A 14,859-nucleotide genomic window follows, 5' to 3' on the forward strand; every position below is an offset into this window, starting at 1 on the left:
CGCCGCCGCGGACGGACCCGCCGGGGGGCGGTGCGCGGCGGCGCTGCTTAGCGTGACAGGGTGAGCCCACCAGCCCCCTCCCCATCGCCGGCCACCGCCCGCCCCGGCTGGGCGCGGGCCCTCGCCACGGTGCTGGCGGCCATGGTCGCGATGTGCGTGGTCGCCGCGCTCGGCCTGTGGGCGGGTGGGGCGGCGGACCTGCCCGGCAACGCCTTTCCCCGTGTCGTCGCCGCCACGGTGGTGACGGCGGTCGGCGGGAGCCTGCGACTGGCCGGCGACGCGGGCGTGCTCGCCGAGACGCACGCGGGAGTCACGGTGATGCCGTTGTCGGTCGCCCTCGCCGGTGCGCTCGTGGTCGGCGCGGGCTTCCTGCGACCGCTGCGCCGGGCCACGGCCGGGGCGCGGGAGACGGCCTGGTGGGCCGTGCGGATCGCCGTGCTGTGGCTGGCGGCGCTGACCGGCCTGGCGTTCGCCGCCCGCCTGCGTTTCGCCGTCGACCTGGGCGACGGGGTGCTCGGTACCATCGGCGGGCTCCTCGGCGCCCGGCCGGAGGTCGGGTTCACCACGGACGTGGGGCAGAGCGTCGGCTTCGGACTGCTGTGGCTGGCGGGCGTGCTGGTGCTGGCAGTGCTTTCTGCCCGCACGGCGGCGGTGCCCGCGCGCCCGCCGTGGGTCGGGACCCGGGTGCGTCCGGTGGCGTACGCGCTGCTCGTGCTGCTGCTGGTGGACGTCGCCGTGGGGCTGGTCGTCGCCCTGGTCACGGCGGGGACCCGGGGCCATGCGGCGCAGACCTTCGCCCTGATCCTGCTGGGCCTGCCGAACCTGGCCTGGCTCGCCTTCACGATCGGTCTGGGCGCCGCCTGGGACGGCCGGGTGGACGGCCCCTTCGGGCTGCCGGTGCCGCACCTGCTCGACGAGGTGCTGCGCACGCCTGACGTGGCCACGCTCGACCTGGGCACCCTCGCCGGCCACGACGGCCGCGTCTGGTGGCTGGTGGTCGTGGACGCGGTGCTGCTGCTGGCCGCCGCGTTCCTCGCGGCCGTCCTGTCCCCGGCCGCGACGCCCCTGTGGCGGCATGCCGCGCACATGGCCGGGGGGCTGGTCCTGACGGTGCTCCTGGTCTGCCTCGCGGGCCGGATCTCGGCCCATTACGCCCTGTCCCTGCTCGGCATCGGCGACGTGGGCGGGGGGCTGTCCGGGGAGGTGCTGCTGCGGCCCCGGCTGTGGAGCGCGCTGGGCCTGGCCGCGCTGTGGGGCCTGGCCACCGGGTTCCCGGGGGCGGCGGCCGCCCGGTGGGTCCGGCGCCGCTGACCGGGACGGGACGCCGGGTCAGCCCATCGGCAGCAGCAGCGCCGGGAGGGTGCGCTGCATGCGCAGGGCGTCCACGGACTCGGCGAGCAGTTCGTACTCGGTCGTCTCGTCGCCCGCGGCCAGCCGCACGAGCCGTCCGCCGGCCAGTTCGTCGGCGACGCGTTCCTGCCGGACGGGGTCGGCGCACCAGGCGCGGAGGATGCCGGGCACGTCGGGGACCGTGTCGGGCACCGGGACGAGGGCGCCCGAGGGGACGTAGGGCGTCCCGGGGCCGGGGTCGAGGCGTTCGGCGATCCAGGAGGCACGGTCGCGCAGCCACCACAGGGCCAGGGCCAGGGTGGGCGCCCGGTAGGTGCCGAGCGGTACGCCGATGCGGCGGCCGTCGCACACGCCGTACGCGGTGACATGGCACAGGAATTCGTCGTGCACTGCTCCTCCCCCGTCGGGTGATCCGCGTGCTGTTCTTGCCTCGCTCCCCGTGCGGCTCCTGTGCGGTGCTGCGCCCCCGAGGTCGAGTATGTTGACTCCTGAAACAGTGTCACCATTACTTTTTGGCCAGTCTCCTGGCATATTCCGCGCGCCACGTGGCCGAAATCGCGCGGGTCCTTTGCCGCGTCGGCATTACCCCGGCGGTAATCGACCGCTTCGCCGCAGCCCGGGCAGGGTGGAGCCATCGGATCGCCGGTCACGGGGATCCGGATCCCGACCAGAACCGACGCCCTCGCTGGAGGCTGATTTCCCATGTCCGCACAGACCGACCGTTACGAGAGTGCCGTAGCCCGCTACCTTGAGGCCTGGAACGCGAGCGCCCCCGAGGCCCTGGGCAAGGCGGTGGCCGCCGCCTGGACGCCGGACGGCCGCTACACCGACCCCCTCGCCGAGGCCGGCGGCCACGAGCAGATCGCCGCGCTGATCGCCGGGGCGCACGAGCAGTTCCCGGGTTTCGTCTTCCGGCTCAGCGGCGGCGTGGACGGGCACCACGACACCGCCCGTTTCTCCTGGGAACTGGTGAGCGAGGCGGACGGTTCCGCCCCGGTCGCCGGGTTCGACGTCATCACTCTGGACGGCGAGGGCCGGATCCGGTCCGTGCTGGGCTTCCTCGACCGGGTGCCGACCGGGGCCTGAGCTGTGTGCCGGGCCGCCCGGCACACAGCGAGGCGGCCGTCCACCTCCGGGGAGTGGACGGCCGCCTCGCGCCGGGACGTGCCCGGCCTTCGCCGCGGCCGACCGTACGATCGGGTCGCCGCCGCCTTCCGGCCGTACGACGGGTCGCCGGCCCGCTACGACCGTACGGTCACTCCGGCGCCGGCTCCGGCCGTACGATCGCGTCGATGCGGGCCAGTTCGTCCGCGTCGAAGTCGAGGTTGCGGGCCGCGGCGACGCTGTCCTCCAGCTGCCGCGGACTGCTCGCCCCGACCAGGGCCGAGGTGACCCGGCCGCCGCGCAGCACCCAGGCCAGCGCCAGCTGCGCGAGCGACTGGCCGCGGGACCGGGCGATCTCGTCCAGCGCGCGCAGCCGGCCCACCAGCTCCCCGGTCACCGCCTCGGAGTTCAGGAAGGGGCTGTCGCTCGCCGCCCGGGAGTCCTCGGGGATGCCGTCGAGGTAGCGGCCGGTGAGCAGGCCCTGCTCCAGCGGGGAGTAGGCGATGGAGCCGACCTGGAGTTCGTCGAGCGCGTCGAGCAGGCCCTCGTCCTCGGGACGCCGGTCGAGCATCGAGTAGCGGGGCTGGTGGATCAGCAGCGGGGTGCCCAGCTCACCGAGGATGCGCGCGGCCTCACGGGTCTGCTCCGCCGAGTAGTTGGAGACCCCGACGTACAGTGCCTTGCCCTGCTGCACCGCCGTGTGCAGGGCGCCCATCGTCTCCTCCAGCGGAGTGTCCGGGTCGAAGCGGTGGGAGTAGAAGATGTCGACGTACTCCAGGCCCATGCGGTGCAGGCTCTGGTCGAGCGAGGACAGCAGGTACTTGCGCGAGCCCCATTCGCCGTACGGGCCGGGCCACATCAGGTAGCCGGCCTTGGTGGAGATCACCAGCTCGTCGCGGTAGGGCGCGAGGTCGGCCCGCAGGGCCTCGCCGAGCGCGGTCTCGGCGGCGCCGGGCGGCGGGCCGTAGTTGTTGGCCAGGTCGAAGTGGGTGACGCCGAGGTCGAAGGCGCGGCGCAGGATGGCGCGCTGGGTCGCGGCCGGGCGGTCGGGGCCGAAGTTGTGCCACAGGCCGAGCGACAGCGCGGGGAGCTTCAGTCCGCTGCGGCCGGTGCGCCGGTAGGGCAGGTCGGCGTAGCGGTCGGGGTGTGCGGTGTACAACACGACTCCATGAGGGGTGGGGCGGGGTGGCGGGTTCCGTCGCGTGCGGGACCGGTGTCCCACTGTGGCGCGGGCTCCGGGCAGCGGTCCAACAGAAGAATGCGATCGGATTCAACGATTACGCTTCTCAATCATGGAACTGCGCCATCTCCAGCACTTCGTCGCCGTCGCCGAGGACCAGCACTTCACCCGGGCGGCGGAGCGGCTGATGGTCTCGCAGTCGGGCCTGTCGGCCTCGATCCGGGCGCTGGAGCGGGAGTTGCGGGCGCCGCTGTTCGTGCGCACCACCCGCCGGGTGACGCTCACCGAGGCGGGGCGCGCGCTGCTCGCCGAGGCGGAGCGGATCCTCGCGCAGGTCCGCTCGGCGCACGAGGCGGTGGCCGCGGTGCAGGGCGTGCTGCGCGGCACGTTGTCCCTGGGCACGGAGCAGTGCATCGCGGGAGTGCATGTGGCGGGGCTGCTCGCCGCGTTCCGGCGGCGCCATCCCGATGTGGAGGTCCGGCTGCGGCAGGCCGGCTCGGGCGCGCTCGGGGAGGGGGTGGCGGCGGGCCGGCTCGATCTGGCGTTCGCGTACCGGACCGAGCCGGACAGTGAGCGGTTGCGCTCGGTGGCGCTGGCCGGTGAGCCGATGACTGTGCTCTGCCACCCCGGGCACCGGTTCGCTGCGGCGGGGGCACCGCTCACCCCGCGCGAGGTGCGCGGCGAGGTCTTCGTGGACTTCCACCCCGACTGGGGCCCGCGCCGTACCACGGACGCGGCCTTCTCCCTGGCGGGGGTACGGCGCACGGTGGCCCTCGAGGTCAACGACGTGCACAGCCTGCTCGACCTGGTGGACGAGAACCTGGGCATCGCGGTGGTCCCCCGCCACTTCCAACACAAAAGGCCCTCGCTCACCGCGCTCCCCTTCGAGGGAGCCGACGGGACGCGCTACGAGACCGTCGCGCTGCTCCCGCCCGAGCAGGCCACCAGCCCGGCCGCCCGCGCGCTGATCACCCTGCTGGGCACGCTCGGAACAGGGGGGTTGGCAACACCCCCGGAGGGGCCCCAGCCCTCCTGATCCGGCCGCCGTGCCGCAGCAGACTCGTGGACGTCCCTTCACGGCAACGGCGTTCAGGAGTACGGACGATGACGGAGCACACACGGCGGAACGTGCTGCGCGGCGGCGCGGCGGTCGCGGCGACGGCCGGGTTCCTCGGCGGCCCGGCAGGACAGCGGGCGGCGCGGGCGGCCACCGCCGCCCCGGGGCGGCAGGCACCGCGTCACCTCCCCTTCCTGGAAGGCGCGTTCGCGCCCGTCACCGAGGAGCTGACGGCCTTCGACCTGCCGGTCACCGGCCGCATCCCGCAGGAGCTGAACGGCCGCTTCCTGCGCAACGGTCCCAACGTGCTCGGCCTGGAGGACCCGCGGGCGCACCACTGGATGCTCGGCGAGGGCATGGTGCACGGCGTACGGCTGCGCGAGGGGCGCGCGGAGTGGTACCGCAACCGGTGGGTGCGTTCCTCACAGGTGGCGCAGAAGCTCGGCGAGCCCTACCCGCGTCCGGTGCCGCCGGACGACTTCCCGAGCAACACGCACGTGATCCCGTACCGGGGACGGATCCTCGCGCTCCAGGAGAGCGGGCCGCTGCCCTACGAGCTGGACGGCGAGCTGAACACCGTGGGGACGTACGACTTCCGCGGCACCCTCGAGGGCGCGTTCGCGGCGCACACCAAGTTCGACGCGCACGCCGGCGAGCTGCACGCGATCGCGTACTACCCGACCTGGGACCACGTGCGCCACCTGGTCGTGGACCCGGCCGGGCGCGTCTCCCGCACGACGCGGATCCCGGTGGCGGACGCGCCGATGCTGCACGACTTCGCGCTCACCGAGAAGTACGTCGTCGTCATCGACGCGCCGGTCACGTTCGACCCGGCGGGCGCCGAGCGCGGCGACCCGGTGCCCTACGTCTGGAACCGGAAGCACCCGATGCGCGTGGGGCTGCTGCCCCGGGCGGGCGGTGAGGTCCGCTGGATCGAGACGGACCCGGCGTACTACTCGCACACCCTCAACGCCTACGACGAGGGTTCGCGCGTGGTCGTCGACCTGACGACCTACCCGGCGCCCTTCTACGTCGCCGGGCGCGGCTCGGGCGGCCCGTACGGGGCGGGCCATCCGGTGCTGGAACGCTGGACGATCGACCCGCACCACGGGCGCGTCGGCAGGGTGACGGTCGACGGCCGTCCGCAGGAGTTCCCCCGGGTGAACGAGGCACTGGTGTCACGGCGGCACCGCTACGGCTACTCGGCGGCGGCGGCCGAGATGACGCTGGCCTACCAGACGGCGGACGGCGATCCGCCCGACCGTGCCTTCTCCAACGCGCTCATCAAGCACGACCTGCTGCGCGGCCGCACCCATGTGCACCGGTTGCCGACGGGCGCGGCGGCGGGCGAGGCGGTGTTCGTCCCGCGCGACGCCGGCGACCACCGGGCGGCCGAGGACGACGGGTACGCGCTCGCCTACGTCCACAACCCGGACCGGGGCGCCGCCGACCTGGTGATCCTCGCCGCGCAGGACTTCACCGGGGAGCCGGTGGCCCGGGTGCACCTGCCCGGCCGGGTGCCGCTCGGCTTCCACGGAAGCTGGATTCCGGACGCGTGAGCGCGCCGGATGCGCGATGGTGGACGCATGCATGCGAAGGACATCCTCATCGACGGCTACGGCCGCATCCGGGAAGAGGTCCACGCGGTCGTCGACGGCCTGCCGGCCGATCAGCTGAACGCACGGCCCTCCTCCGACGCCAACTCCATCGCCTGGCTGATCTGGCATCTGACCCGTGTCCAGGACGACCATCTGGCGGACGCGTTCGACCTCGACCAGGTGTGGCTCACCCAGGACTGGGAGAAACGCTTCGGCCTGGACCTGCACGCGCGCGAGACCGGCTACGGGCACACCCCGGCGAAGGTGGCCAAGGTGCGCGTGGACTCCGGTGACCTGCTGACGGGGTACCACGACGCCGTGTACGAGCAGAGCGTGCGGGCCCTCGGGAAGGTGGCGGCGGCGGACCTCGGACGGATCGTGGACGAGCGCTGGGACCCCCCGGTCACGCTGGGCGTGCGCCTGGTGAGCGTCCTGTCCGACGACCTCCAGCACGTCGGACAGGCCGCCTACGTCAGGGGGCTGCTTCAGAGCGCGGAGGCGTAACCCGGCAGGACGACGTCCTCGATGAGGGCCTTGCGCTCGTCGAACGGGACGAACGCGCTCTTGACGGCGTTCACCGTGACCGTGCGCAGGTCCTCCACGCTCCAGCCCGCCTCCTCGACCAGCAGGGACATCTCCCGGGTCATCGTCGTCCCCGACACCAGCCGGTTGTCGGTGTTGACGGTGACCCGGAAGCCGAGGTCCTTCAGGGCGGTGATGGGGTGCTCGGCGATCGAGGTGGCGGCGCCGGTCTGGAGGTTGGAGGTCGGGCACATCTCCAGGGCGATCCGGCGGTCGCGCACCCACCCGGCCAGGCGGCCGGGCCTGCCGTCCACGATGTCCTCGGTGATGCGCACACCGTGCCCGATCCGCTGCGCGCCGCACACCTGGAGGGCCTGGTGGATGCTGGGCAGGCCGTGGGCCTCACCGGCATGGATGGTGAACGGCACGCTCTCGTTGCGCAGGTGTTCGAAGGCGGCGAGGTGGTCGGCCGGCGGGAAGCCGTCCTCCGCGCCGGCGATGTCGAAGCCGACGACGCCCGCGTCCCGGAAGGCCACCGCGAGGTCGGCGATCTCCCGTGTGCGGTCGAACATCCGCATGCCGCACAGCAGGGTGCCGACGCGGACCGGGGTGCCGTCCGCCGCGGCCTTGGCCATGCCGGCCGCCAGCCCCTCCTGGACCGCCTCGACGACCTCGGCCAGGGTCAGCCCGCCGTTCACCATCAGCTCGGGGGCGTAGCGCACCTCGCCGTAGACGACGCCGTCGGCGGCCAGGTCGAGCACGTACTCCTCGGCGGTGCGCAGCAGGCCCTCGCGGGTCTGCAGCACGGCGAGGGTGTGCTCGAAGGTGGCTATGTAGCGGACCAGGTCGCCGGAGCCGGCGGCCTCGACGTACCAGGCTGCCAGCTCACCGGGGTCGGTGGTGGGCAGGGGGTGGCCGGCCGCCGCGGCGAGTTCGACGACGGTGGCGGGGCGCAGGCCGCCGTCGAGGTGGTCGTGCAGCACGGCCTTGGGCAGCCGGCGGAGGGTCTCGGTGTCGATGCGCGGGGCGGTCATGTGCGGTCTTTCCTCAGCGGGTGACGGGACGGGGGGATCAGGCCGGGTCAGGCGTCGGCGGGCTGGAGCAGGTCCCAGCGGTTGCCGTACAGGTCCTGGAAGACCGCGACGGTGCCGTACGGCTCGTGGCGCGGCTGTTCCAGGAAGGAAACGCCCGCCGCCAGCATCCGGGCGTGGTCACGGGCGAAGTCGTCGGTGTGCAGGAAGAACCCGACGCGCCCGCCGGTCTGGTCCCCGGTCCGCGCCCGCTGGGCCGCCCCCTTGGCGCGGGCGAGCAGCAGCGCGCCGGCACGGTCGTCCTCACCCGGGGCGACGACGACCCAGCGGGAGCCGTCCGGGCGCGGGGAGTCCTCGACGAGGCGGAATCCGAGGGCGTCGGTGTAGAAGCGGATCGCCTCGTCGTAGTCGTCGACGACGAGGGTGACCAGGGCTATGCGTCTCATCGGGGCCTTTCGGGGCGGGCGGACGACGGGTGAGGTTATACGTAAAACCTCTGGTGCGCCAGTCGCCCCGGCCCTGTGGGATGCGAGGTCAGCGGGACTCTTCGCCCTGGGCGACCTCGACCCGGTGGTGGAAGTCGAGGACACCGGTGGCGGAGGCGCCGAAGGACAGGGCGGTGCAGGCCAGCAGCAGCGCGGCGACGCAGGTCGCGGCGCGGCGCGGGGCCTGGGGCGCCGCGAGGAGGGCCTTGACCCGGTGCGGCACCGGTCCCGAGGTGGCGGCGGGGGCGAACTCCGGACGCGTCGAGCGGGCCTCCTGCCCGGCCAGCGCGGCGCGGGCGATGGCGCGGGCGGTGAGCCGTCGGTCGCCCACGGCCGCGGCGGCGGCCTCGTCGGCGGCCCGTTCGGCGGCGAGGCGGATGCTCGCGCGCACCGGGCGCAGCGCGGGGTGGCAGTGCGCGGCGAGTTCCGCGGCGGCCAGGAAGTAGTGGTGGCCGCCGCGGTTGTGGGCGCGCTCGTGGGCGAACAGCGCCTCGCGCTCGGCGGCGTCGAGGCTGCGCAGCATCGCGGTGGTGACGACGATGCGGTGCGGCCGGCCGGGCAGGGCGTACGCGTCGGGGTGCGGGGAGTCGACGACGCACAGGTCACCCGCGGCGGGTCTGCGGCCGGCCTCGGTGCGGGCGCTGCGAAAGGCCCTGACCTCCCGGGCCGCCGCCCGCCCGAGCGTGCCCGCGCACACGGCGAGCGCCCCGACCGAGACCGCCGCCGCGGGCGCCACCACAAGGTCGGAGGCGGTGTGCAGCGGGTGCACCAGCTCGCCCAGGGCGGCGAAGACGGGCAGCTTCAGCAGGCCGGTGAGGACGAACCCGCCGAGCGCGGCCAGCGAGCAGCCCGCGAGGACGACCGCCGAGACGGTGATCACCCACAGCGCGGCCACGGGCGCCAGGCGGTCGAGCGCGCGCCGGGCCAGTGCCGGTACGGCGAACGGCAGCAGCAGCGGCAGGAGCAGCAGGGCGGTCATCGCTCACCCGGTTCGAGCAGGTCGCGCAGGACGCGCTCGTCGGCGGCGCTGAGCTGGGCGACGAAGCGGGCGAGGACGGTCTCGCGGTCGGTGTCCCGGTCGAGTTCGCAGTGCATGCGGCGGGCGGTCAGCCCGTGCGCGTCCTGGACGGGGTAGTAGGCGTAGCCGCGTCCCTGCCGGCGGCGCTCGACCACGCCCTTCTCGTACAGCCGGGTCAGGATGGTCGTCACCGTGGTGCGGGCCAGGTCGGCGGCCAGGCCGGCCTGGACCTCCCCCGGCGTCCGGGGCGCGCCGGCCGCCCACAGGACGGCCATCACACCGGCTTCCAGCTCGCCGGCCGGCCTGCGTTCGTCCCTCGCGTCGGTCATGGGAACGTTCCTCACCCCGTCCTCGCCTGCACTCCAGTGGACCGTCTACACAAGAGTAGTCAACCGGGTCGGCGCGGGCTCTTCCGGGCCCGCCACGGGTCGGGCCACGGGTCGCCACGGGGTCAGCTCGCGGCGGCCAGCAGGGGGACGCGGCCGAGGGCGGCGGAGAAGTGGTCGACCACCTGGGTGAGGGCCTCGCCCGCGGCCGGTGCCACGGTGAGCGTGCCGTCCTCACGCACCGTGATGTCCTTGTCCAGGGTGAACCAGCCCTGCACGATGTGGGCCGCGCCCATGGAGTTGAGGACGGGGCGCAGCGCGTAGTCGATGGCGAGGACGTGCGCGACGGAGCCGCCGGTGGCCAGCGGCAGCACGGTCTTGCCGGTCAGGGCGTACTGCGGCAGCAGGTCGAGGAGTGCCTTGAGGACACCGGAGTAGGAGGCCTTGTAGACGGGGGTGGCGACGACCACTCCGTCGGCACGGGCGAGCAGTTCGGTGGCCTCCACTATCGCCGGGTGACGGAAGTCCGCCCCGAGGAGCGCTTCGGCGGGGACGGTGCGGACGTCGAGCGGGATCACCTCGTGGCCCTGGGCGGTCAGCCGCTGGTCGAGGTGGCGCAGCAGGCGGTTGGTGCGGGAGGAGGCTGAGGGGCTGCCGGAGACGGACAGGACGGTGGCCATGGGTGCTCCGTAAGTTGTTAGGCGGCCCGGGAGGGCCGGGTGTGGCTTATGGGTTCTTGCCTTCAGTGGCTTCGAAGGAGTGGCCGCCCGGCTCTCCGGGGCGCCCTGGCTGCTGATTGAGATGTGGGCGCTTTGTGCGGTCGCTGATTACGGAGATGACAGCGGGAGCGGCGGGCGGGCGGCACGGGAACGCCGGGCGCGGCCGAGCGCACGCCCGCTCGCCGGACGGCACGCGGACGCACGAGGGCACGGAGGTACGGAGGTACGGGCGGCGGAGTGTGCACGGGGAACAGCGGGCGGGACCCGGCGAACGGGCCGTCTCCGCGCGGCCGTCACCACAGGGACCGTCGCTCCGCGGGCCGGCGCAGGGCTCGGACGGGAAGGCGCAGACGCGGCGCGGCGAAGGAACGCGCGGCGGATCAGGCCGCGGGGCGACAGGAGGCGCTGGAGACGCGGGCGAGGTCGACATGGCGTCGCCGCGTGAGGTCCAGTCGCACGTTCATGCTGACGATCGTGACAGCCGCCGGTGGGGCAGTCAAGGAGACGCCGACGGGTCTCGTATGACGGACCGTGGGACGCGGTGAAGGCGGCGACGACTGCGACGACGTGAAGGCGGCGGCGTGGAGGCGGCGACGCGGCGGATCACGGGTCCGGCATCAGCCAGGGCTCCTGGGGAAGCGGGCGGCCCGTCTCGATCAGGGACTTGAGGTTGGACAGGACCGCGGGCCAGCCCCGCGAGGCGCCGTCGAGTTCTCCGACGTCGTTGAGGTCCTCGTGGGTGACGGTGAGACGGACGATGTCGCCGTGCGGCCGGATGTCGAAGGTGACCCGGGAGTGCCGGTCGGGCCGCGCGGCGTCCTCGGGCGCGGACCAGGTGGTGACCAGCCGGGCCGGGCGGTCGGAGGCGACGACGGTGCCGACCACGTCGGCGACGCCGGAGCCGTCCGTGCGCACGTGCTCCCAGCGCGAGCCCGGCCGCCAGTCGGAGACGTTGCTGTGACCCCAGTAGACGGCGGTCAGGTCGGCGTCCGTCAGGGCGTCCCAGACCGCCTCGGGAGTGCTCCCGATGTAGGTGACGTACACATGGCTCAACGGGCCGGTCACGGATCGCACACCCACAGTCACGCAGCTGCTCCCCCGCATGTCAAACGGGCTCCGCCGCGCGGGGCACCCGGTCGCACGCGGTGGAGTGCCCGGTGGAGTGCCTTCCCGGACAGCGGGCATCCGGACTGCGCGGGGGACAACGACACGGAGAGGCGAAGATGGAGATCAGCGGCATCATCAGTGCCATCGTCATCGGCATCATCATCGGCGTCCTGGGACGGCTCGTCGTCCCCGGCCGCCAGCACATCGGGATCCTCTGGACGATCCTCATCGGCATCGTGGCCGCACTGGTCGGCGCGGCGATCGCCTCCGCGCTGGGCGTGGCGGACACCAAGGGCGTCGACTGGATCGAGTGGCTCATCCAGATCGCGCTCGCCGCCGTCGGTGTGGCCGCGCTGGACCGGGCGAAGGCGCCCCGGCGCTGAACCGCCGGCCCCGGGGCTCAGTGCTCGTGGACGTACGGCGTCGTCGTGGTCAGCGCTGCGAAGCCGAGGCGTTCGAGGATGGGCCGGCTCTCGCTGCTCGCGTCGACGTGGAGGTAGCGGTAGCCGCGGTCGGCGGCGACGCGGGCCCGGTGGGCGACCAGGGCGCGGTAGATGCCCCGGCCCCGCCACTCCTCCGCGGTGCCGCCGCCGAACAGGCCCGCGAAGCGGGTGCCCGGCAGCAGCTCGATGCGGCCCGCGCACACCGGCTCGGCACCGGCGAGGGCGACCACGGCGACCAGGGTGTCCGGGGCCTCGGCGAGCTGGGCGAGGACGCGGTGGCGCAGCTCGTCGTGGTCCGTGCCGAACGCCCTGCGGTGGGCGGCGACCATGAGGTCCACCCCGGCCTCGTCGGTGACGGTGTGCAGGCGCACGCCCTCGGGCAGTACGGCGTCGAGGTCCAGGTCCGCGATCTCGCCGACCATCAGGGTCTCCTCCGGTTCGGGCGTGAACCCGGCGGCCGCCAGCCGCCGTCCGAGGTCCGCCGGCCGGTCGTGCCCGTACAGCTTCCATTCGAAGGGATGGCCCAGCGCGCCGAAGCGGGCCACCTGCTCGGCGATCGCCGCGTCGGCGTCGTCGGCTTCCAGCGCTGACCACACGACCCCGTTCCAGTCCCGCGCGGAGCGGCCGACGTGGCGCACCACGTTCCCGGCGCGCTCGACGCGCGCTCCGGGGCCGTCGGGGCGCAGGCCCTCGCGCAGGTCGCGGTCGTACAGGGCGAGTACCGTGGCGTGATCCATACGCCGGACCTCATCAGAACGGACGGGGTCCCGGCAACGGAATTACGACGCCCCGCAGGAGCCCCGGGAGCCACGCGGCCGGTGCCGCCCTCCTTCCCGGCCCGCCGGTCATCCCAGTTCGAGGGTGGTGACGCCGAAGACCCGTTCCCGGGCGTACTCGCGCACCGGCCCCGTGTACATGCGGGCGGTCTCGAACGAGGGCGTGAGGCCCGCCTCCTCGGCCAGGGCGACGCCCGCCGCGTTGGGCTCGGGCACATCGAGGGCGATCTGCTGCTCCCCGGCGACGGCGCACAGCGCGGTGAACAGGGCTCGCGCGTCCTCGGCGGTGTCGGCGAACAGCGGGCCGATGCGCAGGCCGTCGTGGGCCGGGCGGAGCACGCCGTAGCCGCTGACGCGGTCCCCGTCGCCGCGGACGAGGGTCCGGTGCCCGTCGGTGGTGAGCCAGCGGGCGAGGAAGCGCGGGCGTTCGGCCGGGTGGCAGAGCGCGTCGTAGGCGGTGAGGTCCGGCAGGTCCGCGGGGGCGGCGGACCGTACGCCGGCGGGGCACCGCGCGGCGGGGGCACGTCCTGCGAAGCGGACGGTGCGGTGGGCGGGCCGGAAACCCGACTGCCGGTAGTTGGCCTGCTGGGCGACGACGCCGTCGAGGCCGACCGTACGGCTTCCCGCGTGTGCCAGAGCGGTCTTCCAGGTGGTCAGTCCGTGTCCCCGGCCGCGCAGGTCGGGGCGGACGAGGTAGCAGCCCAGGAAGGCGAAGTCGGCGCCGTGGCGGACGACGGAGATCGCGGAGACGGGCTCGCCGCCGATGCGGCCCAGGAAGAAGCCGGCGGGGTCCTGGGCGAAGAAGGCCGGCCCGTCGGACAGCCCGGGGTTCCAGCCCTCGTCGGCCGCCCATCGGCTGATCACCGGCCAGTCCTGCGGTGTCGCCTGGGTGACGACGAGGTCTTCGCGGGCCTCCGGGACCATCGGTGCGCTCCATTTCCGTGGCGGGCGGGTGCGCGGAGCATCCTTCCCGATCACGCGCGGCCGCGCCACGGCGGGATCAAGCCGTGCTCCGCCGGTCGACGGGCCACCGCAGGCAGGCGGCCGGCGTCGGGGCGCCCCGCGGGCGCCGCCGGCCGGTCGAGGGCTGCCGACGACTTACGAAGGCTTCCCGAGGTTTCCGGAGTCTTCCCGAGGTTTCCGGAGTCTTCCCGAGGTTTCCGGAGTCTTCCCGAGGTTTCCGGAGTCTTCCGGAGGTTTCCGGATTCTTCCGGAGGCGGAGGTCCCACCGGTGGGGGGAGCGGATGCGGTGGGACACTCCCTGCGGCCGTGGTGGCGGATCCGGCTCAGCGGATCGCCCCGGGCCTGAAGCGCCGGTAGAGGACGGCTCCGCCGAGCAGGAGGGCGGCGCTCGCGGCGACGGCGGGGACCGTCTGGTCCGTGCCGGTGTGGGCGAGGGACAGCTGCGTGCGCGGGGCGGCCACCGGGTGCGGCACGGGCCTCGGCGCCGGGCGCGGCGTGGACCGCGCGGGCGGCGTGGCCGGGTGCGGCGCGGGCCGGTCGACGGAGCCGTTGACGGAGGTGTTGCCGGTGGCGGGGTTGCCGACGCCCACCACGTTCACCGTGTTGCCGCTGACGTTCACCGGGAGGTGCACCGGGAGCTGGACGCCGTTGCCGGAGAGCACACCCGGCGAATCCTTTCCGCTCTCCCGCGCGGTCGCCCCCCGGGTGGACGACGCCCCGGACGAGGCCCCGTGCCGCCCGGTGGAGGTGTCGGCGCAGCGGTTGCCCGCCGCGGGGTCGAGGAGACCGACCACGTTCACCGTGTTGCCGCACACGTTCACCGGGACGTGCACCGGAAGCTGAAGGGTGTCGCCGGACAGCAGGCCGGGCGAGCCGATCGCGGAGCCGTCCGCGGCGGCGCCTCCGTCGGCCGCGAACGCGGCGGACACCGGCACTGCCATCGCCATCGCGCCGGAGGCGGCGACGGCGATCACACCATTTCGGGTAACCCGTTTCATAGGTCCTGTGCCTTCCAGACAGGGTCGCGGGCGCTCGCCCGCACCGGGGAGAACGCGGGCCTCGGCCATCCGGGTCATGGCCCGCCCTTCTTTCACTCCTTCGGGTGGTGTCCCGGCCGCTTCCCGGCGGCCTGGTTTCGAACGGTGCGGGCAAGCTCGTACGCCTGGTGCAGCAGTCCGCC

The 14,859-nt window shown here is 74.1% G+C and carries 18 protein-coding genes; 6 read left to right on the forward strand and 12 right to left on the reverse strand.

Annotated elements, in window-relative coordinates; translation table 11 throughout:
• The first annotated feature begins 60 nt into the window (after window positions 1–60).
• On the forward strand, window positions 61–1,311 hold the full coding sequence (locus tag AB0G56_RS34780) for a streptophobe family protein (RefSeq protein ID WP_360977783.1): 1,251 nt from the start codon (window positions 61–63) through the stop codon (window positions 1,309–1,311).
• Between the two features lie 18 nt (window positions 1,312–1,329).
• On the opposite strand, the gene AB0G56_RS34785 is transcribed toward AB0G56_RS34780, so the two are convergent.
• Window positions 1,330–1,740, reverse strand: a complete 411-nt coding sequence (locus tag AB0G56_RS34785) for a hypothetical protein (protein ID WP_360977786.1) — start codon at window positions 1,738–1,740, stop codon at window positions 1,330–1,332.
• A gap of 312 nt (window positions 1,741–2,052) precedes the next feature.
• On the opposite strand from AB0G56_RS34785, the gene AB0G56_RS34790 reads away from it, so the two are divergent.
• On the forward strand, window positions 2,053–2,436 hold the full coding sequence (locus AB0G56_RS34790) for a nuclear transport factor 2 family protein (RefSeq protein WP_360977789.1): 384 nt from the start codon (window positions 2,053–2,055) through the stop codon (window positions 2,434–2,436).
• Window positions 2,437–2,605: 169 nt separating this feature from the next.
• Here the strand turns inward: AB0G56_RS34790 and mgrA are convergent, their stop codons facing one another.
• Window positions 2,606–3,613, reverse strand: coding sequence for an L-glyceraldehyde 3-phosphate reductase (gene mgrA, locus AB0G56_RS34795; protein ID WP_360977887.1), 1,008 nt, complete (start codon window positions 3,611–3,613; stop codon window positions 2,606–2,608).
• Between the two features lie 133 nt (window positions 3,614–3,746).
• On the opposite strand from mgrA, the gene AB0G56_RS34800 reads away from it, so the two are divergent.
• The 3 genes from AB0G56_RS34800 (at window position 3,747) to AB0G56_RS34810 (ending at window position 6,793) form a co-directional block, all read left to right on the forward strand.
• Window positions 3,747–4,670: a LysR substrate-binding domain-containing protein gene (locus tag AB0G56_RS34800; protein ID WP_360977792.1), complete on the forward strand. Its 924-nt coding sequence runs from the start codon at window positions 3,747–3,749 to the stop codon at window positions 4,668–4,670.
• A 68-nt stretch (window positions 4,671–4,738) separates the two neighbouring features.
• The gene (locus AB0G56_RS34805) at window positions 4,739–6,250 is read left to right on the forward strand and encodes a carotenoid oxygenase family protein (RefSeq protein WP_360977795.1); all 1,512 of its coding nucleotides are present in this window, start codon (window positions 4,739–4,741) and stop codon (window positions 6,248–6,250) included.
• 27 nt (window positions 6,251–6,277) lie between these two features.
• Window positions 6,278–6,793 carry a DUF664 domain-containing protein gene (locus AB0G56_RS34810; RefSeq protein WP_360977798.1) on the forward strand — a complete coding sequence of 172 codons (516 nt, stop codon included), beginning with the start codon at window positions 6,278–6,280 and terminating at the stop codon, window positions 6,791–6,793.
• Here the strand turns inward: AB0G56_RS34810 and AB0G56_RS34815 are convergent.
• From AB0G56_RS34815 to AB0G56_RS34845, 7 genes are all read right to left on the reverse strand, one after another.
• A complete protein-coding gene (locus AB0G56_RS34815; protein ID WP_360977801.1) occupies window positions 6,775–7,845 on the reverse strand; it encodes an adenosine deaminase in 1,071 nt (356 codons plus the stop codon). The two genes, AB0G56_RS34810 and AB0G56_RS34815, sit on opposite strands and share 19 nt — an antisense overlap.
• Window positions 7,846–7,892: 47 nt before the next feature.
• Window positions 7,893–8,288, reverse strand: a complete 396-nt coding sequence (locus AB0G56_RS34820; protein ID WP_360977804.1) for a VOC family protein — start codon at window positions 8,286–8,288, stop codon at window positions 7,893–7,895.
• An 88-nt stretch (window positions 8,289–8,376) separates the two neighbouring features.
• Window positions 8,377–9,306: a M48 family metalloprotease gene (locus tag AB0G56_RS34825; protein ID WP_360977807.1), complete on the reverse strand. Its 930-nt coding sequence runs from the start codon at window positions 9,304–9,306 to the stop codon at window positions 8,377–8,379.
• The gene (locus AB0G56_RS34830; RefSeq protein ID WP_360977810.1) at window positions 9,303–9,674 is read right to left on the reverse strand and encodes a BlaI/MecI/CopY family transcriptional regulator; all 372 of its coding nucleotides are present in this window, start codon (window positions 9,672–9,674) and stop codon (window positions 9,303–9,305) included. The genes AB0G56_RS34825 and AB0G56_RS34830 overlap by 4 nt, the downstream gene beginning before the upstream one ends.
• A 122-nt stretch (window positions 9,675–9,796) precedes the next feature.
• The gene (ssuE, locus tag AB0G56_RS34835; protein ID WP_360977813.1) at window positions 9,797–10,351 is read right to left on the reverse strand and encodes an NADPH-dependent FMN reductase; all 555 of its coding nucleotides are present in this window, start codon (window positions 10,349–10,351) and stop codon (window positions 9,797–9,799) included.
• Between the two features lie 419 nt (window positions 10,352–10,770).
• On the reverse strand, window positions 10,771–10,854 hold the full coding sequence (locus AB0G56_RS34840) for a putative leader peptide (protein ID WP_360977890.1): 84 nt from the start codon (window positions 10,852–10,854) through the stop codon (window positions 10,771–10,773).
• Window positions 10,855–10,993: 139 nt separating this feature from the next.
• Window positions 10,994–11,455: an SRPBCC family protein gene (locus AB0G56_RS34845; protein WP_360977815.1), complete on the reverse strand. Its 462-nt coding sequence runs from the start codon at window positions 11,453–11,455 to the stop codon at window positions 10,994–10,996.
• A 158-nt stretch (window positions 11,456–11,613) separates the two neighbouring features.
• Between AB0G56_RS34845 and AB0G56_RS34850 the strand changes: the two genes are divergently transcribed.
• Window positions 11,614–11,880, forward strand: coding sequence for a GlsB/YeaQ/YmgE family stress response membrane protein (locus tag AB0G56_RS34850; protein WP_360977818.1), 267 nt, complete (start codon window positions 11,614–11,616; stop codon window positions 11,878–11,880).
• A 17-nt stretch (window positions 11,881–11,897) separates the two neighbouring features.
• On the opposite strand, the gene AB0G56_RS34855 is transcribed toward AB0G56_RS34850, so the two are convergent.
• From AB0G56_RS34855 to AB0G56_RS34865, 3 genes are all read right to left on the reverse strand, one after another.
• Window positions 11,898–12,677, reverse strand: coding sequence for a GNAT family N-acetyltransferase (locus AB0G56_RS34855; protein WP_360977821.1), 780 nt, complete (start codon window positions 12,675–12,677; stop codon window positions 11,898–11,900).
• A 108-nt stretch (window positions 12,678–12,785) separates the two neighbouring features.
• Entirely contained in the window at window positions 12,786–13,640 is an 855-nt protein-coding gene (locus AB0G56_RS34860; RefSeq protein WP_360977824.1) for a GNAT family N-acetyltransferase, read from the reverse strand.
• 362 nt (window positions 13,641–14,002) lie between these two features.
• Window positions 14,003–14,677, reverse strand: coding sequence for a chaplin (locus AB0G56_RS34865; RefSeq protein WP_360977827.1), 675 nt, complete (start codon window positions 14,675–14,677; stop codon window positions 14,003–14,005).
• Window positions 14,678–14,859: the final 182 nt, after the last annotated feature.

The organism is Streptomyces sp. NPDC021356 (assembly GCF_040641015.1).
In the GTDB taxonomy this organism is placed as follows: domain Bacteria; phylum Actinomycetota; class Actinomycetes; order Streptomycetales; family Streptomycetaceae; genus Streptomyces.